Genomic DNA, 26,189 nt, shown 5'->3' on the forward strand with positions numbered 1-26,189 from the left:
AATTGAGCCGAAGCCGGAGCCGGGCGGCTATGATTGCGGGACGCCGGAGCGGCCCGCGAGCCCGCGCGCTGCTTGGCGGCGACACCTTTGACAGCCGATATTGTACTTGCGAAGCAACCCATGCCTTTGTCCGAACGCCGATTGCCCTCCGCTACCGATGAAGTGAGCGCCGAGCCGAAGCGCCGCGTCTCGCGGGGCAAAGCAGCGACGGCCGACCAGAACGACCTCGGTGCAGGTGCTGTGCAGGAGAGCGACAAGGCCGCGCGCGAGGGTGAATTTGCTGACCCGTTCGGTGACAAGCCTGCCGGCAAAGCCACGGGCAAAGCCGCCAGGAAGCCTGCTGCCGAGGCCGGCGCCAGCGCCAAGCCCGCGCCCAAACCCGTCGACAAGCTAGCCAAACTCGGCCTCACACGCGATATCGATCTGGTATTGCATCTGCCGATGCGCTACGAAGACGAGACCTCGCTGACACCGATCGGGCATCTGCTGCCGGGCGGCATCTCGCAAACAGAAGGCGTGGTGTTCGACAACGAGATTGCCTATCGCCCGCGCCGCCAGTTGCTGGTGAAACTGCGCGACGACGCCGGCGACGAACTCGTCCTTCGCTTTCTGAATTTCTACGGCTCGCAGGTCAAGCAGATGGCGATCGGCGCGCGGCTGCGCGTGCGCGGCGATGTGCGTGGTGGTTTCTTCGGCATGGAGATGGTGCATCCGGCGGTACGCGTGGTCGACGAAGACACGCCGTTGCCGCAGGCGCTGACGCCGGTCTATCCGAGCACCGCGGGCGTGACGCAGGCGTATCTGCGCAAATCGATCGACAACGCGTTGTCGCGCACCTCGTTGCCGGAGTTGCTGCCCGAGCCGATCGCGCGCGCTTATTTGCAGCCGCTCGGCGTGCCTGCGCTGATGGAGGCGGTGCGCACGCTGCATCACCCGGGCGTGCAGGCCGATGAAACCGCGCTGATGGACGGCACGCATCCGGCGTGGGTGCGGATCAAGTTCGAGGAATTACTGGCGCAGCAAATGTCGTTGAAACGCGCCCATGACGAGCGTCGCACGCGTGCGGCGCCGGCCATGCCGCGCCGCAAGCTGGGCGACGAGGCGGCGCTCGTGGCGCGGTTGCTGAAGGCGCTGCCGTTTTCGCTGACGGCGGCGCAGGAGCGCGTGGGCGGCGAGATCGCGCTCGATTTGACGCAGCCTCATCCGATGCAGCGATTGCTGCAGGGCGACGTGGGTAGCGGCAAGACGATCGTGGCCGCGTTGGCCGCAGCGCAGGCGATCGACGCCGGCTATCAGGCCGCGCTGATGGCGCCGACCGAAATCCTCGCCGAACAGCACGCGCGCAAATTGCGCGGCTGGCTGGAACCGCTGGGCGTGAGCGTCGCGTGGCTCGCCGGCAGTCTGAAGACGAAGGAAAAGCGCGCCGCGATCGAAGCCGCCGCGCTCGGCACGGCGCAACTTGTGATCGGTACGCACGCGATCATTCAGGATGCGGTTGAATTCGCGCGGCTGGGCCTCGTGATCGTCGACGAACAGCATCGCTTCGGCGTGGCGCAGCGTCTCGCCTTGCGTGCGAAGGCGCAAAACGCCGCCGACGGCGCGCGCGATTTCCAGCCGCATCAATTGATGATGTCCGCCACGCCGATTCCGCGCACGCTGGCGATGACCTATTACGCCGACCTCGACGTCTCGACCATCGACGAATTGCCGCCTGGGCGCACGCCGATCCTGACCAAGCTCGTTTCCGACGCGCGGCGCGAAGAGGTGATCGGTCGGGTGCGCGAGGCTGCGTTGACGGGGCGCCAGGTGTACTGGGTGTGTCCGCTGATCGAGGAAAGCGAGACCTTGCAGTTGCAGACCGCAGTGGAGACCTACGAGACGCTGGTGGCCGCATTGCCCGAATTGAACGTCGGACTGGTGCACGGCCGTCTCGCGCCGGCGGAGAAGGCTACGGTGATGGATGCGTTCACACGCAACGAAGTGCAGCTTCTGGTCGCGACGACGGTGATCGAAGTGGGTGTGGATGTGCCGAATGCGTCGCTGATGGTGATCGAGCACGCCGAGCGCTTCGGCCTCGCGCAGTTGCACCAGTTGCGCGGGCGGGTGGGGCGCGGGAGTGCGGCTTCAGTCTGCGTGTTGCTCTATACCGGCCCGCTATCGATGACGGCGCGGGCGCGTTTGCAGACCATGCGCGAGACGACCGACGGTTTCGAAATCGCCCGGCGCGACCTTGAGATTCGCGGTCCGGGAGAGTTTCTGGGCGCCCGGCAGTCAGGCGCGGCCATGTTGAGATTTGCCGATCTCCAGAATGATCAGTGGCTCATCGAGCCGGCCAGAGAGGCCGCCGCGGCTTTGCTCGAAAAGTATCCCGAGGTGGTGCTGCAGCACCTGGCCCGCTGGCTCGGCGCGCGGGAACAGTATCTGAAGGCTTGAGAATGGAGCCTTGACGGCAGGCAGATACGCCAGTCTGTCCGACCGGCAAAGGACCAAAAAGTTGGCGAACCGACCCTATAGGTGTATAACTAGAACCTATCGAACTCATCGCACTGATTGGTCCCCCAATGACGCTTACCGAATTGAAATACATCGTCGCGGTTGCCCGCGAACGGCACTTCGGCCGGGCCGCCGAAGCGTGTTTCGTTAGCCAGCCGACCCTGTCGGTGGCCATCAAAAAGCTCGAAGACGAGCTCAACGTGCAGATCTTCGAGCGCGGCACCAGCGAAGTCAGTGTCACGCCGATCGGCGAACAGATTGTCACGCAGGCGCAGCGCGTCCTCGAACAAACGCTCGCCATCAAAGAGATCGCGAAACAGGGCAAAGACCCGCTGGTCGGGCCGTTGCGCCTCGGCGTCATCTATACGATCGGGCCGTATCTGCTGCCTACGCTCGTCAAACAGATGATCAAGCGCGTCCCGCAGATGCCGCTGATGCTGCAGGAAAATTACACGGTCAAGCTGATCGAATTGCTCAAGCAGGGCGAAATCGACGTCGCCATCATGGCGCTGCCGTTCCCGGAAACGGGTCTCATGCAACGCCCGCTCTATGACGAGCCGTTTGTCGTTGCACTGCCGTCCGGCCACGCGTGGGAAAACCGCGCGAAGATCGACGCCGAGGATCTGAAGCAGGAAACCATGCTGCTGCTCGGCAGCGGCCACTGCTTTCGCGACCATGTGCTGGGCGTCTGCCCGGAACTGATGCGTTTCTCGCAGAACGCGGACGGCATCCAGAAGACCTTCGAAGGTTCGTCGCTGGAAACCATCCGTCATATGGTGGCGAGCGGCGTCGGCATTACCGTGCTGCCGCGCATGTCGGTGCAGGAGGTCAAGCCGCACGCCGGCGGTATCGACGCCGGTCTGCTCAGCTACGTCGCCTTCGACGAGCCGGTGCCGGATCGCCGCGTCGTGCTCGCCTGGCGCAAGAGCTTTACGCGGACGCCCGCGATCGACGCCATCTGCGACGCGATCAACGCCTGCGATCTGACGGGCGTCAAAAAGCTCGATCTGCCTGTCGCCGTCAACTGACAGGCCACGCCCGCGCCCATGCCGGGCCGCCGCACACCCTCTGCGGCTGGTCCGGCGGCACTCATGGCGCTGATAGCCGCAGTCCCTATCGAATAGATATAATTAATCAAACACGTTAATTCGATAGCATTGTTATAGTTTCCTCCATGGATCGCCCGATCCCATCAGACCCGGAGGAAATCATGACGCAGCCGAACTCGCAGCAAGTCCCAACCGTCGTCGCTCAACCCGCCCGCATCACCACCGGCAGCACCGGCACGTTCGCCGCGTCGGTGCGCGGCATCGGCACGGTTGCATTGTCCTTGCTGGTCGATCGGGCCCTGTCCGCATAAGCCGTTGGCATCAGCGCGCCGCACCTCTTCCCCGCATTCCGTTTCCGATCAAAGCCACTCAGGAGTCCCGCATGTCCGAACGTAAGCTCACCAATGCAGCCGGCGCACCCATCGCCGACAATCAGAATTCGATGACCGCCGGCGCGCGCGGTCCAGTCGTTCTGCAAGACGTCTGGCTGCTCGAAAAACTCGCTCACTTCGATCGCGAAGTGATTCCGGAACGTCGCGTTCACGCCAAAGGCTCGGGCGCATTCGGCACGCTGAAAGTCACGCACGACATCTCGCGTTTCACGAAGGCGAAGGTGTTCGCCGAGGTCGGCAAAGACACGCCGCTCTTCATGCGCTTTTCGACGGTGGCGGGCGAACGCGGCGCCGCCGACGCAGAACGCGACGTGCGCGGTTTCTCGATCAAGTTCTACACGGAAGAAGGCAACTGGGACGTGGTCGGCAACAACACGCCGGTGTTCTTCATTCGCGATCCGCTCAAGTTTCCGGATTTCATCCACACGCAAAAGCGCGACCCGTACACCAACATGCGCAGCAATATCGCGGCGTGGGATTTCTGGTCGCGGCATCCGGAGTCGTTGCATCAGGTCACCATCCTGATGAGCGATCGTGGCATTCCGCAGAACTTCCGCCAGATGCACGGGTTCGGCTCGCATACGTACTCGTTCATCAACGCGAACAACGAGCGTTTCTGGGTGAAGTTCCACTTCAAGTCGATGCAAGGCATTGAGAACTTTACCGATGCCGAAGCGGCGCAAGTGGTCGCACAGAACCGCGAAAGCGCACAACAGGATCTGCTCACGAGCATCGACGCAGGCAACTTCCCGAAATGGCGTTTTGCCATTCAGGTGATGCCGGAAGCGGAAGCCGCGAACTATCGCTTCAATCCGTTCGACATCACGAAGGTGTGGTCGCAGAAGGACTATCCGTTGATCGACGTCGGCACGATCGAGTTGAATCGCAACGCGGCGAACTATTTCGCGGATGTGGAGCAGGCAGCGTTCACGCCCGCCAATGTCGTGCCGGGTATCGGTTTCTCGCCTGACCGTCTGTTGCAGGGCCGTTTGTTCTCGTATGGCGACACGCAGCGCTATCGCCTCGGTATCAATCACCATCAGATTCCGGTGAATGCTCCGCGCTGCCCGGTCCACCATTCGTTCCATCGCGACGGCGCAATGCGCACGGACGGCAACCTCGGCGGCAACGCGAACTACGAGCCGAATCGCTTCGGCGACTTCGCGCAGGACAGCAACGCGGCGGAGCCGCCGCTCGCAGCGGGTACGGTCGATCGTTACGAGCATCGCGAGGACGATGACTACTACACGCAGCCGGGCATGCTGTTTGCGCTCTTCGATGCGGCACAGCGTCAGCGTCTGTTCGGCAACATCGCACGCCATATCAACGGTGTGCCGCAAGAGATCGTCGCGCGTCAGATCGAGCATTTCCGTCGCGCCGATCCGGCCTATGCGCAAGGCGTGATCGCCGCGTTGGCCGAACTTGCCGAAGGCGGCAAGAAGTGAGCAGATGAAGTGAATTGATGCAGCAAGGCGGGGCGCATCGGCGCCCCGCCGGTAACGATACGAATCAAGGAAGCACGATCATGATCCAGATGATGATGTCCACCATTGGCGGCTCGCCGGCCGCTCGCGGCAAGCAACGGCACTACGCATCGATGCTGCGCAAGGCAATCGGATTTGCGATCGTCTCGAGCGGACTCGTGGTGATCATTGCGCAAGCCGTGCAACATGCATTGGGTGCGTGATTGAGCGCGAGGCCGCGGGTGCGGCAAGCGACCACGCGTCACACGAACGCAGCGGCTTTCTAAGCTAAACTGGCGGGCGTTCGACGTGCCGGGTCTGCTATCCGCACGCCGTCACTCTACCGACCGGTTCGTATCACTCTTCGAAGGAGTCATCATGGCCAAGAAAGAAGCTGTACAGCACGTCAATATCGGAATCAACGACAAGGATCGCAAGAAGATTGCAGAAGGTCTGTCGCGACTGCTCGCCGACACCTACACGCTCTACCTGAAGACCCACAACTTTCACTGGAACGTGACGGGTCCGATGTTCAACACGCTGCATCTGATGTTCGAAACGCAGTACAACGAGCTGGCGCTCGCGGTCGATTCGATCGCCGAACGCATCCGTGCACTGGGCGTGCATGCGCCGGGGAGCTACAAGGAATTCGCGAAGCTGTCGTCGATTCCTGAAGCTGACGGCGTGCCGGCAGCGGAAGAAATGATCCGCCAACTGGTGGAAGGTCAGGAAGCCGTGGTGCGTACCGCGCGCGCGATTTTCCCGTCGACGGAAGCCGCCAACGACGAGCCGACCGCCGACCTGCTGACGCAACGCATGCAAACGCACGAAAAGACCGCGTGGATGCTGCGCTCGATGCTGGCTTAAATGCTGTAGCGTTGAGTTGATTGCAAAACGAACAAAGCCTCCCTTTACGGGAGGCTTTTTTTTGCTGCTCCGAATCCGGATTCAGCTGTAGCTCAAGACCCGGCTGCGGTTGCGGCCTCGGTTCTGGCACCCAGAAGGCCAGCTTCACCCGCCTGAAGGCTGCCTTCCGTCCGCATCCCGTAAAATAGCGGTACCGTTTGCACTTCACCGAATCCGCCCATGTTCGCCCGACTTCCCCTGTATCTGCGCCTCGTGCGCATGGACAAGCCGATCGGCAGCCTGCTGCTGCTGTGGCCGACGCTCAACGCGCTGTGGATTGCCTCCGACGGTCATCCGTCGTGGCCGCTGCTGGTGATTTTCACGGTGGGTACCGTGCTGATGCGCTCGGCGGGCTGCGCGATCAACGACTACGCGGATCGCGACTTCGATCGCTACGTGAAGCGCACGGAAAACCGGCCGATCACATCGGGCAAGATCAAGGCGTGGGAAGCGGTAGCGCTGGCGGCCGGCTTGTCGCTGCTAGCGTTTCTGCTCATTTTGCCGCTGAATACGTTGACGAAGGAATTGTCGGTGGCGGCGTTATTTGTCGCCGGTTCGTATCCGTTCACGAAGCGCTTCTTTGCGATTCCGCAGGCTTATCTGGGGATCGCGTTCGGTTTCGGCATTCCGATGGCGTTCGCCGCGATTCAGGATCACGTGCCGATGCTCGCCTGGGTCATGCTGCTGGCCAACGTGTTCTGGTCGGTGGCGTACGACACGGAATACGCGATGGTCGATCGCGACGACGACATCAAGATTGGCATCCGCACCTCGGCGCTGACCTTCGGCCGCTTCGACGTGGCGGCGATCATGCTGTGCTATGCGGTGACGCTGGGGATTTACGTCGGCATCGGCGTGATGCTCGGCTTCGGTGTGTTGTACTGGCTGGGATGGGCGGCGGCGGTGGGCTGCGCAATCTATCACTACACGTTGATCCGCAATCGCGAGCGCATGGCGTGCTTCGCGGCGTTCCGTCATAACAACTGGCTGGGCGGCGCGTTGTTTGTCGGTATCGCAGCGCATTACGCGGCGGCTTCGTTTTAATTCTTGCGCGGTTCTGTTTCGCTGCGGACGCCGCCTCGAATGAGTTCGAGGCGCAGCGTCCCTGAGCGTACTTTCTACTTTCCTGCGGTGCTGGCAATTGCCGGCTGACCGCCTTTACAGCTTGCCGAACTCGTCGCCCATTTCCTTGGCGCGCGCGTCGGCGGCAAGCGCGCCGCGTACGATCGCATCCTTGATCCCGCTCGCTTCGAACGAGGCGAGCGCGGCCGCGGTGGTGCCGCCCTTCGACGTCACCCGTTCGCGCAACAAACTCGGCGGCTCGTCCGAGTTCGCGGCCAATTGAGCCGCGCCGGTGAAGGTCGCGACTGCGAGCGCACGGCCTTGCGCTTCATCCATACCGAGCTGGCGCGCGGCTTCCTGCAGCGCTTCGATGAAATAAAACACGTAAGCAGGGCCACTGCCTGAGATCGCGGTGACGGCGTCGATCTTCGCTTCGTCGTCGAACCAGACGGTTTCGCCAACTGCGCCCAGCACCTGCGAGGCGAGCGCGCGGCCGGCTTCATCCACGCTGCCGGTCGCGACGAGGCCTGTTACGCCCATGCCGATCAGCGCCGGCGTATTCGGCATCACGCGCACGATGCGTGCGTGGCCATTCAGCCAGCGCGACATGTCATCCATGCGAATACCCGCGACGATGCTGATTGCCAGTTGCGACGCTGCCAGATGCGGCGCCAGTGCCTCCGCGACGCTCTTCAGGATCTGCGGCTTCACCGCCAGCACGACGGCGTCGTACGACGCGAGCGTGGCGTCTGCGGCGGCGCCGGTCTTGACGCCGAATTGCTGCTCGTTGCGTTGGCGCGCGTCTTCGTTGGGGTCGATTGCGTACAGGTCAGCGGGCGCGACGCCGCGCTTGATGAGGCCGCCGATCAACGCGGCGGCCATATTGCCACCGCCGATAAAAGCAATTTTCATGATGTTCCGAAAGAGGTGCCGTGAGGTGTCGAGAAAGGAAAAATCTGGGACGGTCAGTGAGAGTAGTCGCGCGTACCGAAGATAGCGGTGCCGACGCGCACGATCGTCGCGCCTTCCAGCACGGCGGCTTCGAGGTCGCTCGACATGCCCATCGAGAGCGTATCGAGTTCGAGGCCGTCGTTACGCAGACGCTCGAACAGTTCACGCAGTTGCCGATGCGGCGCACGCTGTTCTTCGATGCTGCCGGCCGGCTCCGGAATCGCCATCAGGCCGCGCAGATTCAGCTTCGGCAGCGCGGCGATTGCCTGTGCGACTTCGACGGCCTCAGGAATGCTTGCACCGCTTTTCGACGCTTCGCCGCTAATGTTGACCTGCAGGCAGACGTTCAACGGCGGCAGGTTATCCGGGCGCTGCTCCGAGAGCCGCTGTGCGATTTTCAAGCGGTCGACCGAATGCACCCAGTCGAAATTCTCGGCGACCGGGCGTGTCTTGTTCGATTGCAACGGCCCGATGAAATGCCATTCGAGCGTGGCGCGCAGATCGGCCAGCGCTTCGATCTTGGTGATGGATTCCTGCACGTAGTTCTCACCGAACGCGCGTTGGCCGGCTGTGTAGGCCGCGCGCACGTCTTCGGCGGGAAACGTCTTCGAGACCGCGAGCAGGGTGATCGAACGCGGGTCGCGTCCGGCCACCTGCGCGGCGAGGGCGATGCGCTGCTGCACCGCTTCGAGGTTGTGAATCAGATCGGGCATGGAGCGGAACCGGAAGTCTGGCGAAAGGCGATGATCGAATTATACGGACGCCGCCGCTTCGTGCCGCTGCGGGACAGGCGGACGCACTTGCGGTGATGTATCGCAAGCCACGTGCCGCGCTTCTCGTCAAAATCGCTCGCCTCAGGCGGACAGCATGTGCTCCACCAGTTCGATCCAATGCGCGACCGGCGTGGACGTGCCGCTTTGCAGATGCGCAATGCAGCCGACGTTGGCCGACACGATCACCTGCGGCTCCTGCGCCTGCAGCCGCTCGAGCTTCTGGTCGCGCAGTGCGTACGAGAGCTTGGGCTGAGTCAGCGAATAAGTCCCGGCCGAACCGCAGCAGAGATGATTGTCGGCGGGCAGGCGCACTTCCACGCCGAGCGCCGTCAGCAGATGTTCGACCCTGCCGCGTACCTGCTGACCATGTTGCAAAGTGCACGGCGGATGGAACGCCACCGTATGAATCGCGCGGCGGCGCGTCACGGCGACGAGTGCTTCTTCGAACTCCGGCAGGATCTCCGCGACGTCGCGCGTCAGTTCGGTCACGCGGCGCGCCTTTTCTGCATATGCAGGGTCGTTGCGCAGCAGATGCCCGTATTCCTTGACCGTTGCGCCGCAGCCGGACGCGTTCATCACGATTGCTTCGACACCCTGTTCGATGTACGGCCACCACGCGTCGATGTTGGCGCGCAGGTCGTCGAGCGCTTCGTCGTTGTAGCCCAGGTGCAGACGGATCGCACCGCAGCAGCCCGCTTCGGGTGCGATCAACGTTTCCACGCCGAGCGCATCGAGCACCCGCGCCGTCGCGACGTTGACGTTCGGCATCATCGACGGTTGCACGCAGCCCGCGAGCATCAGCATCTTGCGCGGATGTTTCGCGGTCGGCCATTCGAGCGGACGCTGGCGCGCGGGCACCTTGTCGCGCAGTTTCTTCGGCAGGAGCGGGCGGATATGCTGACCGATCCGCATGGTCGGCGTGAACAGCGCGCTGTTCGGCACGAAGCTCGCGAGCAGCCGGCGCACCATCCGTTGGCTGAACGGGCGCGTGACCTTTTCCTCGGTGATCTTGCGGCCGATCTCGACCAGCCTGCCGTATTGCACGCCTGAGGGGCAGGTTGTCTCGCAGTTGCGGCAAGTGAGGCAGCGGTCCAGGTGAACCTGGGTGCTGCGCGTGACCGCCGCGCCTTCCACCATCTGCTTGATCAGATAGATGCGGCCGCGTGGTCCGTCGAGTTCGTCGCCGAGTATTTGATAGGTCGGGCAGGTCGCGGTGCAGAAGCCGCAGTGCACGCAATTGCGCAGGATGGCGTCGGCTTCGTCGCCATCGGGCGTATTGCGAATGAAGTCCGCGAGGTTGGTTTGCATCGCGTCGCTCAGAAGTCGGGGTAGAGGCGGCCGCGATTGAAGATGCGGGCCGGGTCGAAGGCGGTTTTCAGGCCGCGATGAATTTTCATCAGCGGTGCGGGCAGCGGTGTGAACACCCCGGCGCTGCGGTCGTAGCCATAGCCGCTGCGGAAGATGGTGGCGTGGCCGCCGGCCTGTTTGGCGCTGATGCGCACGGTTTGCGCGTCGGTGTCGGTGATCCACCAGCGCTGGCCGCCGCCCCATTCCATCAGTTGTGCGCCGGGCAATTGCATCGGCTCAGTGATCGACGGCAGCGCGAGGCGCCAGAGCGCGGCCTTCGGCGGGATGGCCGCGAAGAACGAGTCGGTCTGCTCGCGCAGGCCCGCCCAGAAGCGCTCCGCTTCGACGGCATCGACCACCTCGCCGCCGAGCGCCGTGCGCGCCGCTTTGACGGCGGCTTCCGCGCCGGCCATGCGCACGGCCAGCGTGCCGTGACGCCATGCGCTCGCCGTGATCGGCAGCGGGCGGCCGCCCCATTCGTTGAGCTTGCGGACCGCATCGGTGCCGTTCATGTCGAATTTGAGCGTGGCTTCGGCCTGCGGCAGCGGCAGTACCTTGACCGACAGCTCGAGGATCAGCCCAAGGGTGCCCAGCGAGCCCGCCATCAAACGGGAGACATCGTATCCGGCGACGTTCTTCACCACCTGGCCGCCAAAATGCAGGGCCTGGCCCTGGCCGTTCATGATGACGGCGCCCAGCACGAAGTCGCGCGCCGCACCGGCCGACGGGCGGCGCGGACCGGCGATGCCCGCCGCGATGCAGCCGCCGAAGGTGGCCTGCGGCCCGAAGTGGGGCGGCTCGAAGGCGAGCATCTGATGGTGTTCGGCGAGCGCGGCTTCGATCTCCAGCAGGGGCGTGCCCGCGCGCGCCGTGATGACCAGCTCGGCCGGGTCGTAGGCGATGATGCCGCGATAAGCGCGCGTGTCGAGGATGTCACCTTCCAGCGTCTGACCGTACCAGTCTTTGGTGCCGCCGCCACGGATGCGCAGTGTGCGCCCTTCGGCGCTGGCTGAACGCACGCGTTCAGACCAAACGGCGACGATGTCGTCCTCTTCCATGGTGTCCTGCTTCGTTGTGTTTCGATTGATTGTACCGGGCGGCGGCGCGCTGGCAACCCGGAGCGGACCCGCATCGGGTAATCAGGGTGGGAGCGGGGAAGCGCTTGGGGCTTGGGACTTGTGGGTGCGCCGACGGGGAGCGGGCGGGCAGGGAGGCGGGTTGGCCGTGGGTGGGGGTCCCGGCATGTGGGCGGACGGCGCAGAGGCGGGTGGCGGCTGCGCCTTGTGACGCTGCGGGCCCGGCTTGGGCCGGCAGCGTCATCAGCCGTCTTAAAACCGCGGCAGGTCCGGGTGCGGCAGCAAGCCGCCGCGCACGTGCATCTTGCCGTACTCGGCGCAACGCGCGCGGGTGGGAATGCCCTTGTCGGGATTGAGCAGGCCCGGCGCGTCGAAGGCGCGTTTGACCGCGTGGAATGCGTCGCGCTCCTCAGGCGAAAACTGCACGCACATCGAATTGATTTTCTCGATGCCCACGCCGTGCTCGCCCGTCACCGTGCCACCTAGCTCCACGCAGGTTTCGAGAATGTCGCAACCGAAGGCTTCGGCCCGGTGCCACTCGTCCATATCGTTGCCGTTGAACAGGATCAGCGGGTGCATATTGCCGTCGCCGGCATGGAACACGTTGATGCAGCGCAGGCCGTACTTCTTCTCCATGACTTCGATGCGCGCCAGCAGCGGCCCGATACTGCGGCGCGGCACGGTGCCGTCCATGCAGTAGTAATCGGGTGAAATGCGGCCTGCCGCCGGAAACGCGTTTTTGCGTCCGGACCAGAAGCGCAGCCGTTCATTTTCCGAGCGCGAAATCTGGATGCGGGTTGCGCCCTGTTCGCGCAGCACCGCGGTCATGCGCACGATTTCGTCGGCGACCTCTTCAGCTGTGCCGTCCGATTCGCACAGCAGGATCGCCGCCGCGTCGAGGTCGTAGCCCGCGTTGACGAATTCTTCGACGGCGCGCGTAGCCGGTTTGTCCATCATCTCCAAGCCAGCCGGGATGATGCCCGCCGCAATGATGCCGGCGACCGCGTTGCCGCCTTTCACGACGTCGTCGAAACTGGCCATGATGACCTGCGCCGTTTGCGGCTTCGGGATCAGTTTGACGGTGACTTCGGTGACGATTGCGAACATGCCTTCGCTGCCGATCAGCACCGCGAGCAGATCGAGCCCCGGCGCGTCAGGACCGAGCGAACCGAATTCGACGATGTCACCTTCCATTGTCACGGCGCGAACACGCAGCACGTTGTGCACGGTCAGGCCGTACTTGAGGCAGTGCACGCCGCCCGAATTCTCGGAGACGTTGCCGCCGATCGTGCAGGCAATCTGCGACGACGGATCGGGCGCGTAGTAAAGCCCGTAGGGCGCGGCCGCTTCGGAGATCGACAGATTTCGCACCCCCGGTTGCACGGTCGCGGTCCTGGCATACGAGTCGACTTCGACGATCTTGCGGAAGCGCGCGAGCGATACCACCACGCCGTGGCGAATCGGCATCGCCCCGCCGGACAAACCGGTGCCCGCACCGCGCGGCACGATCGGCACGTCGAGCCGGTGACAGATCTGCACGATGCGCTGGACCTGCGATTCCGTCTCGGGCAATGCGACCGCGAGCGGCAGACGCCTGTAAGCGGCGAGGCCGTCGCACTCGTAGGCAACGGTGTCTTCTTCGCGATACAGCAGACAGTGGTTCGGCAGCACGGCCATCAGCGCCTGCACAACTTCGCGCTGGCGCTGGGCGAGAACTTCGGCCGTCAGTTCGACGGGTGCGTTCATATGACTTGTCTCCTGAGGTCTTTCATGCTGCGTGCCCGGTCAAGCCTGGTTGTGTGGCGGCAGGCGTTGCCGCTGCCGCACTTTTGAGCGTCGACGATCTTTCAAGCCGCCCAGGAAAAGATCTTGCCCGGGTTCATCAGATTGCGCGGATCGAGCGCATGTTTGATGGAGCGCATCGTGTCGACGGCGACTTCGCCGTGTTCTTCGAGCAGGAAGTTCATCTTGTGAAGACCGACACCGTGCTCGCCCGTGCAGGTGCCGTCCATGCGAAGCGCGCGTTGCACGATGAGATGGTTCAGGCGCTCGGCCTCGACGAGCTCTTCGGGCTTGTTCGGATCGATCAGGATCGCGACGTGGAAGTTGCCGTCGCCGACATGGCCGACGATCGGGCAGGGCAGCGGCGACGCCTTCAGATCCTGCTCGGTTTCCATCACGCATTCCGCGAGACGGGAGATCGGCACGCAGACATCCGTCGTGACGGCGCGGCAGCCGGGCTTGAGTTGCAGCATCGCGAAATAGGCGTTGTGGCGCGCGTTCCACAAGCGGCTGCGGTCTTCCGGCCGGGTTGCCCATTCGAAGCCTTCGCCGGCATTCTGCGCGGCGAGTTCCTGCACCAGTTCGGCTTGCTCTTTTACACTGGCTTCGGTGCCGTGGAATTCGAAGAAGAGCGTAGGCGCCTCACGCAACGTCAGATTCGAATGGCGATTGATCGAGCGGATCGCGAGCGAGTCGACGAACTCGACGCGTGCAATCGGCACGCCCATCTGAATCGTTTCGATGACCGCGCGCACTGCATCACCCATCGACGGGAACGTGCAGACCGCGGCCGAGACCGCTTCAGGTTGCGGATACAGCCGAACGGTGATCTCCGTAATCACGCCAAGCGTGCCTTCCGAGCCGACGAACAGACGCGTGAGGTCGTAACCCGCCGACGACTTGCGCGCGCGCGTGCCGGTCTTGATCACGCGGCCGTCAGCGAGAACCACCGTCAGCCCGAGTACGTTTTCACGCATCGTGCCGTAGCGCACGGCGTTGGTGCCCGAGGCGCGCGTAGCCGACATGCCGCCGATGCTCGCGTCAGCACCCGGGTCGATCGGGAAGAACAGGCCGGTGTCGCGCAGTGCTTCGTTCAACTGCTTGCGCGAAATACCGGGTTCGACGGTGACGGTCAGGTCTTCAGCGTTGATCGACAATACCTGGTTCATTTCCGACAGGTCGATCGATACGCCGCCTTGCACTGCCAGCAGATGCCCTTCGAGCGACGAACCGTTGCCGTAGGGGATGATCGGGACGTTGTACTGGCCGCACAGCTTGACGATGGTTTGCACGTCTTCCGTATTGCGCGCGAATACGACGGCGTCGGGCAGTTGGGGATCGAACGGCGATTCGTCGCGGCCATGATGGGTTCGCACGGCTTCGGCGGTGGACACGCGTTCGCCGAAAGCGGCTTTGAGGGCAGTCAGCAACTCGGCGGGAAACGGCCGGCGTAGCGGGGCCGGCGGCACGGGATGATTCACGCATGTCTCCTGATATTGGGGCGGAGCTGTTCTACAGCTTGTGCTTCATTTTACGCCGATCACCCGCGGGTCGGCGTTGGGGACGGCTACCGCTCCTATAATGGCGGCGACCTCACGATGCGCGCAATATGGATAACCCGGTGGCTTGCTTACCGGATTCACCGGATGGACTCACCGGTGCCGCGCAGACGCATCGTTACTGAATGAACGGATGGATCGGAGACATCATGGGCAACCGCTTGAGCAAGATCGCCACCCGTACGGGCGACGACGGCAGCACCGGTCTCGGCGACGGCCGGCGCGTGCGCAAAGACAGCGCGCGCATTGCCGCAATCGGCGACGTCGATGAACTCAATTCGAATCTCGGTGTGTTGCTGTGCGAAACGCTGCCCGACAAGGTGCGGGCGGCGCTGGTTGCGATTCAGCACGACCTGTTCGATCTTGGCGGCGAGCTCTGCATTCCCGGCCACACGATGATTACCGACAAGCATCTCGGCCAACTCGACGACTGGCTGGCCGACTACAACGCCACCCTGCCGCCATTGAAGGAATTCATTCTGCCCGGCGGCTCGCGCGCAGCCGCACTTTCGCACGTCTGCCGTACGGTGTGCCGGCGCGCCGAACGGTCGATCGTCGCGCTTGGTGAAAGCGAGGCGGTCAATGAGGCGCCTCGCCAGTATGTGAACCGGCTGTCCGACCTGCTGTTCGTGCTGGCGCGAGTGCTCAATCGCGCGGACGGCGGCAGCGACGTGCTGTGGCAGCACGATCGTAGCGCCGGCTAGGACGGCGCTTCCGTCCCTTTAAGACCTGTGACAATCTGTCCGGGGCAAAACTTCTCCTTAAAGATGTATCGTAAATACATCTTTAAGGAGGAGTCGTTATGACCGCACTCACCGCCGACCAGATCGCCCGCGTCAAAGCCACCGTTCCCGTGCTTGCCGTACACGGCACGACCATCACCAAACGCTTCTACAAGCGCATGTTCGCGCACCATCCTGAGTTGAAGAACGTGTTCAACCAGACTCACCAGAAGAGCGGCAATCAGCCGGAAACGCTGGCGAAGGCGGTATATGCATATGCCGCCAATATCGATAACCTCGGCGCGCTCGGTCCCACCGTCTCACGCATCGCGCATAAGCACGTGAGTCTGAATATCCGGCCTGAACAGTATCCGATCGTGGGACGCCATCTGTTAGGCGCAATCGTTGATGTACTCGGCGACGCAGTCGATCAGGAGACGCTCGGCGCATGGGAAGTCGCTTATGGACAGCTTGCGGATATTTTTATCGGCACTGAGGCCAAGCTCTACGAAGGTGCAGCGTGGAGCGGCTTCCGGCCGTTCAAGGTTGCACGCAAGGAAGTGGAGAGCGATGAAATTATGTCGTTCTATCTGACGCCCGCCGATGGCTCGCCGGCCTGCGGCTTTGAGCCTGGCCAATATCTGAGCGTGCAGCGTTTTGTGGATGAACTCGGCGTCGATCAGCCGCGACAGTACAGCTTATCGGACGCGCCGAACGGCAACTGGTTGCGTATTTCGGTGAAGCGCGAAGCCGGCCGCGAAGATACGGCGCCCGGCCATGTTTCAAACCTCCTGCACGACGGTGTGGAAGTGGGAGCGGTGGTGCATGTCAGCGCGCCAGCGGGCGACTTCACACTGGACCGCAAGAAGACGACGCCCGTGGTGCTGTTGAGCGGCGGCGTAGGCGTGACCCCGATGATCTCGATGCTGTCTACGTTACTCGCCGACCAGAGTGAGCGCGGCGTGACCTTCGTACATGCCTGCCGCAATGGCCGTGTGCATGCATTCCGGCAGTGGCTGAACGATACGGTCGCAGCGCATCCCAACGTCACGCGTGCGGTGTTCTACGAAGCCATTGAGGCGTGCGATCGCGCTGGTATCGACTACGACTTCGAGGGTCGCCTCGACCTCACGAACATCGCCGACAAGGTGATCGTTCCCGATGCGGACTACTACATCTGCGGGCCGGTGCCGTTCATGCGCGCGCAATGTAAGGCGTTGGCCTCGCTGGGTGTGGATGAGGCACGGATCCACACCGAAGTGTTCGGTTCAGGCGTGGTGCAGTGAAACAAAGGCGCACGGCTAGCCGCATGTGAAAGACCGTGAGGGCGTGCCGTGCACCTTACCCAACCGCGAGTGTGACTGGCTTGCCGATCCGGCTCATCATTTCGACCAGGGTATCGATTGTGAACTTGGTGGTTTTCTTGTTGACCACGTCTGACACGCGCGGACGCGACACCATCAGAATCTCGGCCGCCTCGGCCTGCTTCAGATGATGCTGCTCGATCCAGCTGGACAGCTCGGTCATCAACTGTTCCTTGAGTAGCCGCGTGTCGTTGATCTGCTTTTGCGAAGCGGCGTGCAAACGCTTCGCTTCTTCGGCGGAGAAGCCGAGTTCGAGAAACAGATTCGCGCCGGGTTTTGTTACGTGACGGATTTTCGTATCGATCGTCATTTGTTAAGTTTTCCTATCATTGATGATGGCGCGGTACCGCATCTCGGCAATCTTTCTATCCTGCGGCCCCAGCTTCTGGGTTTTCTTCTGGAAGCAATGCAGCACGTACAGTGCTTCCACAAACTTGGTGACATACATCACGCGATAAATGCCGTCAGCTTCCTTGATGCGGATCTCGCGTGTTCCAGCGCCGATCGAATCAAACGGCTTCCAGTCGTCTGGATCGAGACCCGCCTGAATCTTGCCAAGCTGAAATCCGGCCCGGCGACGTGGCTCTTCGGGAAAGGCGAGTAAATCGTGATAACTGGAACCCATCCAGCGAATTTCTTTTTCCTGCTCCATACCCACCTTTCATGTACAAAATCTTATACGCAACACTCAACCTGGTCAAGTCGTATCCGACCCGGCAACGAGTTGTTACGGTACAGAGGTGGTCTGTGGCGCACCATTCGTCCGTTCGGCTAACAAAAAACCCGGCTGCATGAGCCGGGTTTTTTGTTGAGCTAACTACAGCGATCGCGCAGAGGCGCGTGGGGATTTTTAGTTGCCGCTGCCGCGCGCTACACGTCGTTGCTTGACCGCTTCGGCGAGGCCTTCCAGCACGGCGACGCTTTCGTCCCAGCCGATGCAGGCATCGGTGATGCTCTGGCCGTACGTCAGCGCGCAACCTTCCTGCAGATCCTGACGGCCCGCGATCAGATGCGACTCCACCATCACACCGACAATCCGTTCGTCGCCCGAAGCAATCTGACGGCCGATGTCCGCGCACACCGGAATCTGGTTCTCGTGCTTCTTCGAGCTGTTCGCGTGGCTCGCGTCGATCATCAGACGCGCCGCGAGACCGGCCTTGCCGATGTCGGCGCATGCCGCATTGACGCTGTCCGCGTCGTAGTTCGGCGTCTTGCCGCCGCGCAGGATGATGTGGCAGTCCTCGTTACCGGCGGTCGAGACGATCGCCGAGTGGCCGCCCTTGGTGACCGACAGGAAATGGTGCGGCTGCGACGCCGCCTTGATCGCGTCCACCGCGATCTTGACGTTGCCGTCCGTGCCGTTCTTGAAACCGACCGGGCACGATAATCCCGAAGCCAGCTCACGGTGCACCTGCGATTCAGTCGTGCGTGCGCCGATAGCACCCCACGAGATCAGATCGGCGATGTACTGCGGGCTGATCATGTCGAGGTATTCGGTGCCGGCCGGCAGGCCGAGTTCGTTGATACGCAGCAGCAACTCGCGCGCGGTGCGCAGGCCGTCGTTGATCTTGAAGCTGTTGTCCATGTGCGGGTCGTTGATGAGACCCTTCCAGCCCACTGTCGTACGCGGCTTTTCGAAGTACACCCGCATCACGATTTCGAGTTCGCCGGCGAAGCGCTTGCGCTGTTCGACGAGACGCCCGGCGTATTCCATCGCCGCCTTCGTATCGTGAATCGAGCACGGTCCGATGATGACGATCAGACGGTCTTCCATGCCGTGCAGGATGCGATGCATCGCGTTGCGCGAGTTGTAGATCACGTCGGACACCGTTTCGTCGCAAGCGAATTCGCGGATCAGGTGAGCAGGCGGCGTGAGTTCTTTCAATTCGCGGATGCGGACATCGTCGGTGTTGTGCGGGGGCATGTTTATTCTCCTGAATCGGTCGTAGCGTGTTCGCGCGGGCAATGAAGGCTGCGATCAGACGGCAATCAGGCAGCGATGCCACGGCGAACAACAATCAAAAAGATTTCAACGGCAAAAGTTTCAAAGGCGTGGGGCGAAAAAAAACCGCCAGGCTAGCTGGCGGTTTTCGTGAATTCTGGGTGTCTTGCGTGCACTAACACCCCTCTCGATCCGCCAGCGGTCTGAGATGCCAAAAAAAGTAAAAGTAAAACTTGGCGGACATGGCGAAATAGGTCGCTGGTCAAAAAGGGTGAGTGACTTTATAACCCGTGCAGGCTTGGCTGACAAGCTGCAGGGTGTAAAAATGCGGTAAATCCGCATACTTCGAGCAATCTGTGCACGAAGTATGCGTCTACATCAAAATCAGGCCGTACCGCCGACCGTCATCTTGTCGATACGCAGCGTCGGCTGACCGACGCCTACCGGCACGCTCTGGCCTTCCTTGCCGCACACGCCGACGCCCGAATCGAGCTTCATGTCGTTGCCGATCATGCTGACGAATTTGAGCGATTCCGGACCGCTGCCGATCAGCGTCGCGCCCTTGACCGGGTACGTGACCTTGCCGTTTTCGATCATGTACGCCTCGGAGGCCGAGAACACGAACTTGCCGTTCGTGATGTCGACCTGGCCGCCGCCGAAGTTCACCGCGTACAAACCGTTCTTCACGGATGCGATGATTTCCTGCGGGTCTTTGTCGCCGTTGAGCATGTACGTGTTGGTCATGCGCGGCATCGGCAATGCGGCATACGATTCGCGGCGCGCATTGCCGGTGACCGGCATCTTCATCAGGCGCGCATTCAGCGTGTCCTGGATGTAGCCCTTCAGGATGCCGTCTTCGATCAGCGTCGTGCACTGGGTCGGATTGCCTTCGTCGTCGATGTTCAGCGAGCCGCGGCGATTCGGCAGCGTGCCGTCGTCGACCACGGTCACGCCCTTGGCCGCAACCTGCTCGCCGATCCGACCCGCGAACGCCGACGATCCCTTGCGGTTGAAGTCGCCTTCGAGGCCGTGGCCGATCGCTTCGTGCAGCAGCACGCCGGGCCAGCCCGGTCCGAGCACCACGGTCATCGCGCCGGCCGGAGCCGGGCGGGCGTCGAGGTTCACGAGCGCGGCATGCACAGCGTCGTCGACATAACCCGACAGCACTTCGTCGGTGAAATAACCGTAGTCGAAGCGGCCGCCGCCGCCGCCGCTGCCGATTTCGCGGCGGCCGTTCTGTTCGGCGATCACCGTGACCGACACGCGCACGAGCGGACGGATATCGGCTGCAAAACCGCCGTCGCTGCGCGCGACCAGCACCACGTCGTATTCACCGGCGAGGCCCGCCATCACTTGCTGGATGCGCGGATCGCGGCCACGCGCCATCTGTTCGATGCGCTCGAGCAGCTTGACCTTGGCGGTCGCGTCGAGCGAATGCAGCGGATCGGATGGCAGGTACAGATCGCGCCCGGCAATGCCGGTCAGCGACGAGGCCACCTTGATTTTCTGCTTGCCGCCGCCCGCCTTGGCAATCGAACGGGTGGCGAGCGCCGCCTGATGGATCGCCTCGGGCGACAGATCGTCCGAATACGCGAAGGCCGTGCGATCGCCCGACACGGCGCGCACGCCGACACCCTGGTCGATGCTGAAGCTGCCCGACTTGACGATGCCTTCTTCGAGACTCCACGCTTCGCTGCGCGTGTACTGGAAGTACAGGTCGGCGTAATCGATCTTGTGCGTGAAGATTTCGGCGAGCGTGCGGGTGAGCAGGGATTCGTCGAGACCGTAGGGCGTCAGGAGAATGTCCTTGGCGGTGGCGAGATTACGGATACCGGGTTCGATGATGTTCATGCGAAGTATGTTCTGCTCGATACGAAGGATTCGGTTAGCGCTTCTATCACCCCTATATGAGTGACGGGCGCCGCACTTTCAATGTCAGGTAATACGTCAGCAGCTCAGCACGCGGTGACGCCAGGCGGGCAGGCTCTGCCGCACTTCGTCGATGCGCGCACGCTCGAGATTGCCGCTCACCACGCCGGGGCCTTCGTCGCGCACCGCGACGAGTTCGCCCCACGGGTCGATCAGCATGCTGTGGCCCCATGTCCGGCGGCCGTTTTCATGTTTGCCGCCTTGCGCGGCGGCCAGCACGTAGCACTGGTTTTCGACCGCCCGGGCGCGCAACAGCATTTCCCAATGCGCGCGGCCGGTGGTGTAAGTGAACGCCGACGGCACCACGATCAGCGCGCAGTCGCCCATGCGCCGGTACAGCTCCGGAAAGCGCAAATCGTAGCAGACCGACAGGCCGACCCGGCCGAACGGCGCTTCAAAGGTGCGGACTTCGCCGCCGGGGCAGATGGTGCGCGCCTCGTCGAACGATTCCTCGCCCTTTTCGAAGTTGAACAGGTGGATCTTGTCGTAGCGCGCGGCCTCGTTGCCTTGCGGGTCGAACACCAGCGTGGTGTTCAGCACGCGTGCCGGTTCCTGCGACATCAACGGCAAGGTGCCGCCGATCACCCAGACTTTGTGGCGGCGCGCGGCGTCGGCGAGGAAGCGCTGGATTGGGCCGTCCTGGTAGGGCTCGCGCACGGCTAGCTTGTCCGTGTCCTTGAAGCCCATAAAGCAGAAGTACTCGGGCAGCAGGACGAGTTGCGCACCGTCGGCGGCGGCTTCGGCGATCAGGCGCTCCGCTTCGGCCAGATTGCGTTCGCGATCCGGCGCGCTCACCATTTGCAGCGCGGCAACCCGGAACACGCTTTCGGAAGATCCGCTGGGCGCCGTATTGGGCGAAGCGGTGGACGGGGATGAAGAGACGTGTGTTTCGCTCATGAGCGTTTCGAAAAACTCCCGGCAAGGCGGCGGCGCGAACCGTAGCCGCCGCAAACGTCGTTCAAGGCTGGCTGGGAACCGCGGCGCGGCACGGCGCTCTTCTGATCAAACACAGGATCGGGCTCAGCGCGCTTCCACGGTCGAAGCCGGAGCGTCCATCTTACCGCGATCGCTCTTCACCCGCTCGATGTGCGGTTTCGACCACGGGCCGGTGATTGCGTACTCGCGTGCAAACGCCGTGGACACTGATTTGCTGAACGCCAGATCGGCGACCAGCGCACCCAGCCCGAGCAGCGGATTGATTACGGTCGCGGCGATCACGGCGGCGCCGGCACTGACGGTCGGCACGATCTGCACGTGCAGATCCTGGGTTTCCTGCGCCAGATCCACCGAGCCCTTCATTTCGGCGCGAGCCGGCGCCGTCACCATCTCGAAGTTTTCCGTGCGGCCAATGCCATTGTGGATTTCGCCCGTGCCGGTGACGTGCTCGAACGGCAGCCCTTCGCCGATCACGTCGCGGAAATTGAGCGTGGCGAAGCGCGCGAGGCTTTGCAGGCTGAGCACGCCCAGCAGTTTCGCGACGCCCGGGTCGACCTTGAGAATCTGCCCATGGCGCAGGTCGACGGCCAGATTGCCGTTGAGCGTCGGATAGTCGATCGCGGTCGGCCCGCCGCGCCACACGACCTTGCCCGACAGCGTGCCGTTGCCGGCCTTGAGCGTGTGCGGCTGGCCGAAGCGCTCCAGCAGGCCGCCGGCGTCCTTGATGTCGAGTTTGAAATCGAACACGGTACGGCGCGGCGTCGCTTCGTCGGCGGTGTTGCCGAGGCCCGTCGACGTACGCCAGTTCGCGGTCGCGGTCAGTGTGGCGGAGGGGTTGGTGATGTCCAGCTTGTCGAGCTGCCAGACCGGCACACCGTCTTCTTCGAAGTTGTGCGCGTCCACTTCGAGCCGGCCGATGTTGCGATCGCGCACGATCAGCTCATTGACCACCAGGTCGATCGACGGCATGTTCTGCGCCGGCGCAGAAATGGCCTGGCCGAGCAGGTCTTTATCCGTAGCCGAGGGGATCACCACACGGGCAAAGCGCGCCTGCAGCGTGCCCGGCGATTCCTTATTGGCGCCCGGCAGCCAGGAAACGTGGCCCGACACCTGATTCGACGCGATGTTGGCCTGCCATTTGCCGTCCGCATGCGACGCGCCGACGATCACGCTGTCCCAGTGCCGCTTGAGCAGTGTCAGCGTGCCGACGTGCACCGCAAAGCGGCTCGGCAAGAATTGCGCGACGGTCGGATTCGGCGTGGCGGGCGTGGCCGGCGCGGCGGCGGGCGCGGGAGTGGGCGCGTCCTTGTTGCGCATCTGCGTGACGAGCGCGCGCCAGGCATCGGCGTCGAACGCTTCGACGTCGACGGCGGCGATCACGCCCTCGGACGGCAAGTCGGCGGGCTTGTTGACGCCGATCGCGCCGCTCACGACCGTCGGCGGCGTTTTCGGCTGGTAACGCAGCAGATAGGTGGCGGCGATCGGCCCGAAGGTGAGGTCGGCCCGTTCCAGGCCGGCTTCGCTTGCGCTGACGTAGGGGCTGACCGCGAAGTGCAGCGGCATCGGCGTGCCGACCGGCTTGTTGAACGGCGCGGGGAAGTCGAGCGCGAGGCCGGTCAAATCGGAGTTCGCCGTGACTTCCGGCAAGCGCCCCTTGGCGCCATGCACGTTGAGTGCGTAGGGCGCGCTGCCGCTCATGCGCGCCAGCACCTGGGCGGCCGGACCGTGCAGATTCAGGCCGCGCGCGGCGTCGACGGCGATATGGCCGCCGAGATCGAGTGCATACGTGCCGTCCTGCTTCAGGCCGCCATTGGCGTGCACGTCGCCGCCCATGAACTGGCCCGAGAGCCGGTCGACCTGCGCCGTATGTTCGGTAAAGCGCACCTTGCCGTTGAGTTGCGACAGTGGCGGCACGTTGTCGACGGTCAAACGGTTGTTCTGGAAGCCGACTGCGCCTTCCACGGCAATATGCGGCTTCGGCGTACGCGGCACGGTCAGCTTGAGCGCCAGCGCGGCGGACCCTTCGGCGCGCACTTTCTCAGTCTCATGTTTGGTCATGATGCCGAGCGAGCTTTCGTTGACGTAGTCGAGCATGTCGGCAAGCGGCCCGCGGCCATTGCCATCGATAACGAGGGCCGACGCCTTGGTGCCAAGATCGTCGATCTTTCCGCTCACCTTGTTTAAAGCGACCCGCTTGTAGCGGGCACGGTCGATATCGAAGCGCAGCAGGTTCTCTTTGAGTTCGAACACGCCGTCGATGCCATCCAGCGGCGGCCACACGTTCGGCGTGCCGTTCTTCATCTTGCGCGGCGGGTACGGCGAAGGGTCGAACTTGCCGCCCTTGAACGGCGCGACGATATGGAAGACCCCGGCCTCCGGCGCGCGCGAGTAGGGGAATTTGGTCAGATCGCCGTGGATTTCGATCGTCGCGCCGCGCGAGACGCCGGCTTGCAGCCCATGGCCCAGGTAGATGCGCAGCTTTTCGCTGATGCTGGTCGGCAGATAGCGGACGATGCGCGTGACCTGCGCGCGCTGGAAGTCGGCCTTCAGGTCGAGCGAGCCGCGCCCATGGCCTGGGTTGCTGTAATCGACGGTGGCGGTGGCGTCGGCGTCGGCGTTTGAGATGCCGAAGTCGGCCAGCTTGACGGTGAAGGCGGGGTGATTTTCGCCCGGCGCCTTCGGCGTGATGGTCCAGTCTGCCCGGCCATGCAGGCGGTCGAGTGTCAGGCGCGGGTCGTCGAACACGCCTGGCAGTGTAATTGCGACGTTGGAGGTGTTGAGGGTCGCGGTGCCGTGGTTTTCGTCGGCGTCGACGCTGCCCCACAGGTTTTCGATACCGGGAATGCCCGCGCGCGGGTGATTCAGTGGCGTGAGCCCCGGCGGCGGTTCCTGCGCGGCGACGCTGATGCCCTGCAGGTCGCCCTTGAAACGATAACGCTCGATCGGCTCGGCGCCGCTTGGCCGGTGGTCGCTGCCCGCTTCGCCCGACTCCGGTTTGCCGCGTTCGACTTCGATCACATAGTTCGACACCATGCCGCGTGGATTGAAGCGCACCAGGCTGTTCAGCAGGGGGCGCGGCAGCGGCAGCGCGCGGCTGAATTCGGCGAGGATGCCCAGGTCGACGCGGTCCCCACTGACGCTCACGAGTTGGCCATGCTGCAGCGAGGCGGTCCGGTAACGGCCGTGCAGCGTGGTGAGCGCGAGGGTGCGGGTGAGCGGCGTGCCGTCGTCGAGCGGCGGCTGGCCGAGCTCGGCGCGCAAGTGGTTCAGTTGCAGCGTGTAGTCGCCCTGGTTGACGTCGAGACCCCAGGAGAAATTGGCGATCGGCACCACGAGCTTGGGCTGGGTCGGGCGCACACGCATCGCGACATCCGTGCCGGCCAGTTGCCCGCTCGCCGACTTCATGCGGCCATCGGCGAAGTCGGCCCAGATCGCATTGTCGATGCGGCCGGCGAACATCTCGATCGGGAAGTTGATGTAGCGCGCGAGAGTCGGCAGATCGACTGGACCGGTCGACATATAGACCTGGCCGGCCCAGTTGACCGGCTTGCCGATCGCGGAGAGCCGGGCGTGTTTGAAATGCGTACGGAAGTCGATCGGCCCGTGCAGGACTTGACCGTCGGCGGGCGCCTGCAACGCGAGGCGGTGATCGTAGCCGTCGTTGAGAATCGCGATCCGGATGTCGCGCAGGGCGAGTTCCGGCGCGTCATGCTCGGCATCGCGCCAGCGCAGCACGCCGCCGCGCACCACGATCGCCTGCTGGCGCAACAGCCACGTGGAAAGGGTGTCGTTGCCGCTGTGCCGGGTGGGCACCGGCACGCCCGCTACCGAAATCACGCCGTCGCTGCTGCGCGACACCAGCACGTCGGGTTGATCGACGATCAGGCTGGAAAGGGCGGGATGGAACTGCCAGAGCGACTTCCACGAGAGCGTGGCGGTGGCGTGCGGAATGGTCAGGGCCGCTTTGCCTTCCGGGTCGCGGATGACGATATCGGTGACGTCGAGGCCCGGCTGGAAGCCGCTCCAATGCGGCGCCAGCTTGCCGATGGTGAACTGTGCGTGCAGCTTCTCGGAAACCGTGGCTTCGATGCGCGGACGGAACGAGTCGACGCGCGGCAGCAGGACATAACGCAAACCGAGAAACAGACCCGCCGCGATAAAGTAGAAGGCGAGTGCGAGCGCCAGCACTACATGGGACGTTCGATGCAGCACCATGTGGGCGCTACCGCTCGCAGGCCGGACCTGCCTGGTTTCGTGCGGGTCGGCGGATTCGTTTCGCTCGGACATGCTGCGGCGGGTGGGCGTATGGTAGTTTTGCGAATTAACGACGAAATGTAACACACGGGAAAGCGTCGGCGGACCTCCGGCAAACCCTTTCTCCATGCCGTCTCGCGACCTGCGCGAGGCTGCTGGACCCGTGTGCTGCGGCGAACTGAACAACGC

Annotated in this window: 22 protein-coding genes; 10 read left to right on the forward strand and 12 right to left on the reverse strand. The window is 63.3% G+C overall.

Annotated elements, in window-relative coordinates; all coding sequences use genetic code 11:
- Nucleotides 1-120: 120 nt before the first annotated feature.
- The 7 genes from recG (at nucleotide 121) to ubiA (ending at nucleotide 7,347) form a co-directional block, all read left to right on the forward strand.
- Nucleotides 121-2,433: an ATP-dependent DNA helicase RecG gene (gene recG, locus R8871_RS20585; protein ID WP_175052116.1), complete on the forward strand. Its 2,313-nt coding sequence runs from the start codon at nucleotides 121-123 to the stop codon at nucleotides 2,431-2,433.
- Nucleotides 2,434-2,561: 128 nt separating this feature from the next.
- Nucleotides 2,562-3,521 (forward strand): hydrogen peroxide-inducible genes activator, encoded by a 960-nt coding sequence (locus R8871_RS20590; protein ID WP_054037761.1) that lies wholly within the window; start codon nucleotides 2,562-2,564, stop codon nucleotides 3,519-3,521.
- A gap of 182 nt (nucleotides 3,522-3,703) precedes the next feature.
- Nucleotides 3,704-3,853 carry a hypothetical protein gene (locus tag R8871_RS20595; protein WP_175052117.1) on the forward strand — a complete coding sequence of 50 codons (150 nt, stop codon included), beginning with the start codon at nucleotides 3,704-3,706 and terminating at the stop codon, nucleotides 3,851-3,853.
- Nucleotides 3,854-3,924: 71 nt separating this feature from the next.
- Entirely contained in the window at nucleotides 3,925-5,379 is a 1,455-nt protein-coding gene (locus tag R8871_RS20600) for a catalase (RefSeq protein ID WP_175052118.1), read from the forward strand.
- Nucleotides 5,380-5,459: 80 nt separating this feature from the next.
- Entirely contained in the window at nucleotides 5,460-5,621 is a 162-nt protein-coding gene (locus R8871_RS20605; protein WP_175052119.1) for a hypothetical protein, read from the forward strand.
- Between the two features lie 154 nt (nucleotides 5,622-5,775).
- Entirely contained in the window at nucleotides 5,776-6,264 is a 489-nt protein-coding gene (locus R8871_RS20610) for a Dps family protein (RefSeq protein WP_093644617.1), read from the forward strand.
- Nucleotides 6,265-6,483: 219 nt separating this feature from the next.
- The gene (ubiA, locus tag R8871_RS20615; protein WP_154566676.1) at nucleotides 6,484-7,347 is read left to right on the forward strand and encodes a 4-hydroxybenzoate octaprenyltransferase; all 864 of its coding nucleotides are present in this window, start codon (nucleotides 6,484-6,486) and stop codon (nucleotides 7,345-7,347) included.
- 114 nt (nucleotides 7,348-7,461) lie between these two features.
- Here the strand turns inward: ubiA and proC are convergent, their stop codons facing one another.
- From proC to R8871_RS20645, 6 genes are all read right to left on the reverse strand, one after another.
- The gene (proC, locus tag R8871_RS20620; protein WP_175052120.1) at nucleotides 7,462-8,277 is read right to left on the reverse strand and encodes a pyrroline-5-carboxylate reductase; all 816 of its coding nucleotides are present in this window, start codon (nucleotides 8,275-8,277) and stop codon (nucleotides 7,462-7,464) included.
- Between the two features lie 53 nt (nucleotides 8,278-8,330).
- Complete coding sequence (locus R8871_RS20625; RefSeq protein ID WP_175052121.1) at nucleotides 8,331-9,029, reverse strand: YggS family pyridoxal phosphate-dependent enzyme; 699 nt, start codon at nucleotides 9,027-9,029, stop codon at nucleotides 8,331-8,333.
- Nucleotides 9,030-9,170: 141 nt separating this feature from the next.
- On the reverse strand, nucleotides 9,171-10,397 hold the full coding sequence (glcF, locus tag R8871_RS20630; protein ID WP_175052122.1) for a glycolate oxidase subunit GlcF: 1,227 nt from the start codon (nucleotides 10,395-10,397) through the stop codon (nucleotides 9,171-9,173).
- An 8-nt stretch (nucleotides 10,398-10,405) separates the two neighbouring features.
- Entirely contained in the window at nucleotides 10,406-11,494 is a 1,089-nt protein-coding gene (glcE, locus tag R8871_RS20635; protein WP_175052123.1) for a glycolate oxidase subunit GlcE, read from the reverse strand.
- Between the two features lie 270 nt (nucleotides 11,495-11,764).
- Nucleotides 11,765-13,258, reverse strand: coding sequence for an FAD-linked oxidase C-terminal domain-containing protein (locus tag R8871_RS20640; RefSeq protein ID WP_154567784.1), 1,494 nt, complete (start codon nucleotides 13,256-13,258; stop codon nucleotides 11,765-11,767).
- Between the two features lie 101 nt (nucleotides 13,259-13,359).
- Nucleotides 13,360-14,775 carry an FAD-linked oxidase C-terminal domain-containing protein gene (locus R8871_RS20645; protein ID WP_175052124.1) on the reverse strand — a complete coding sequence of 472 codons (1,416 nt, stop codon included), beginning with the start codon at nucleotides 14,773-14,775 and terminating at the stop codon, nucleotides 13,360-13,362.
- Nucleotides 14,776-15,002: 227 nt separating this feature from the next.
- On the opposite strand from R8871_RS20645, the gene R8871_RS20650 reads away from it, so the two are divergent.
- Nucleotides 15,003-15,557, forward strand: coding sequence for a cob(I)yrinic acid a,c-diamide adenosyltransferase (locus R8871_RS20650; RefSeq protein WP_175052125.1), 555 nt, complete (start codon nucleotides 15,003-15,005; stop codon nucleotides 15,555-15,557).
- Nucleotides 15,558-15,655: 98 nt separating this feature from the next.
- Nucleotides 15,656-16,861 (forward strand): NO-inducible flavohemoprotein, encoded by a 1,206-nt coding sequence (gene hmpA, locus R8871_RS20655; protein ID WP_175052126.1) that lies wholly within the window; start codon nucleotides 15,656-15,658, stop codon nucleotides 16,859-16,861.
- 55 nt (nucleotides 16,862-16,916) lie between these two features.
- On the opposite strand, the gene R8871_RS20660 is transcribed toward hmpA, so the two are convergent.
- From R8871_RS20660 to aroG, 3 genes are all read right to left on the reverse strand, one after another.
- Nucleotides 16,917-17,249 (reverse strand): helix-turn-helix domain-containing protein, encoded by a 333-nt coding sequence (locus R8871_RS20660; RefSeq protein WP_063494819.1) that lies wholly within the window; start codon nucleotides 17,247-17,249, stop codon nucleotides 16,917-16,919.
- A 3-nt stretch (nucleotides 17,250-17,252) separates the two neighbouring features.
- A complete protein-coding gene (locus R8871_RS20665; RefSeq protein ID WP_175052127.1) occupies nucleotides 17,253-17,591 on the reverse strand; it encodes a type II toxin-antitoxin system RelE/ParE family toxin in 339 nt (112 codons plus the stop codon).
- Between the two features lie 198 nt (nucleotides 17,592-17,789).
- A complete protein-coding gene (gene aroG, locus R8871_RS20670; protein WP_172175315.1) occupies nucleotides 17,790-18,863 on the reverse strand; it encodes a 3-deoxy-7-phosphoheptulonate synthase AroG in 1,074 nt (357 codons plus the stop codon).
- A 41-nt stretch (nucleotides 18,864-18,904) separates the two neighbouring features.
- Here aroG and R8871_RS20675 point away from each other — a divergent pair, with 41 nt between their 5' ends.
- Nucleotides 18,905-19,060: a hypothetical protein gene (locus R8871_RS20675; protein ID WP_175052128.1), complete on the forward strand. Its 156-nt coding sequence runs from the start codon at nucleotides 18,905-18,907 to the stop codon at nucleotides 19,058-19,060.
- A gap of 205 nt (nucleotides 19,061-19,265) precedes the next feature.
- On the opposite strand, the gene tldD is transcribed toward R8871_RS20675, so the two are convergent.
- From tldD to R8871_RS20690, 3 genes are all read right to left on the reverse strand, one after another.
- Nucleotides 19,266-20,732, reverse strand: a complete 1,467-nt coding sequence (tldD, locus tag R8871_RS20680; protein WP_175052129.1) for a metalloprotease TldD — start codon at nucleotides 20,730-20,732, stop codon at nucleotides 19,266-19,268.
- A 96-nt stretch (nucleotides 20,733-20,828) separates the two neighbouring features.
- Entirely contained in the window at nucleotides 20,829-21,707 is an 879-nt protein-coding gene (locus R8871_RS20685; RefSeq protein ID WP_175052130.1) for a carbon-nitrogen hydrolase family protein, read from the reverse strand.
- A gap of 123 nt (nucleotides 21,708-21,830) precedes the next feature.
- Nucleotides 21,831-26,033 (reverse strand): YhdP family protein, encoded by a 4,203-nt coding sequence (locus R8871_RS20690; protein WP_246287631.1) that lies wholly within the window; start codon nucleotides 26,031-26,033, stop codon nucleotides 21,831-21,833.
- Nucleotides 26,034-26,189 lie beyond the last annotated feature (156 nt).

This window comes from Paraburkholderia sediminicola (assembly GCF_902859805.1).
In the GTDB taxonomy this organism is placed as follows: domain Bacteria; phylum Pseudomonadota; class Gammaproteobacteria; order Burkholderiales; family Burkholderiaceae; genus Paraburkholderia; species Paraburkholderia sediminicola.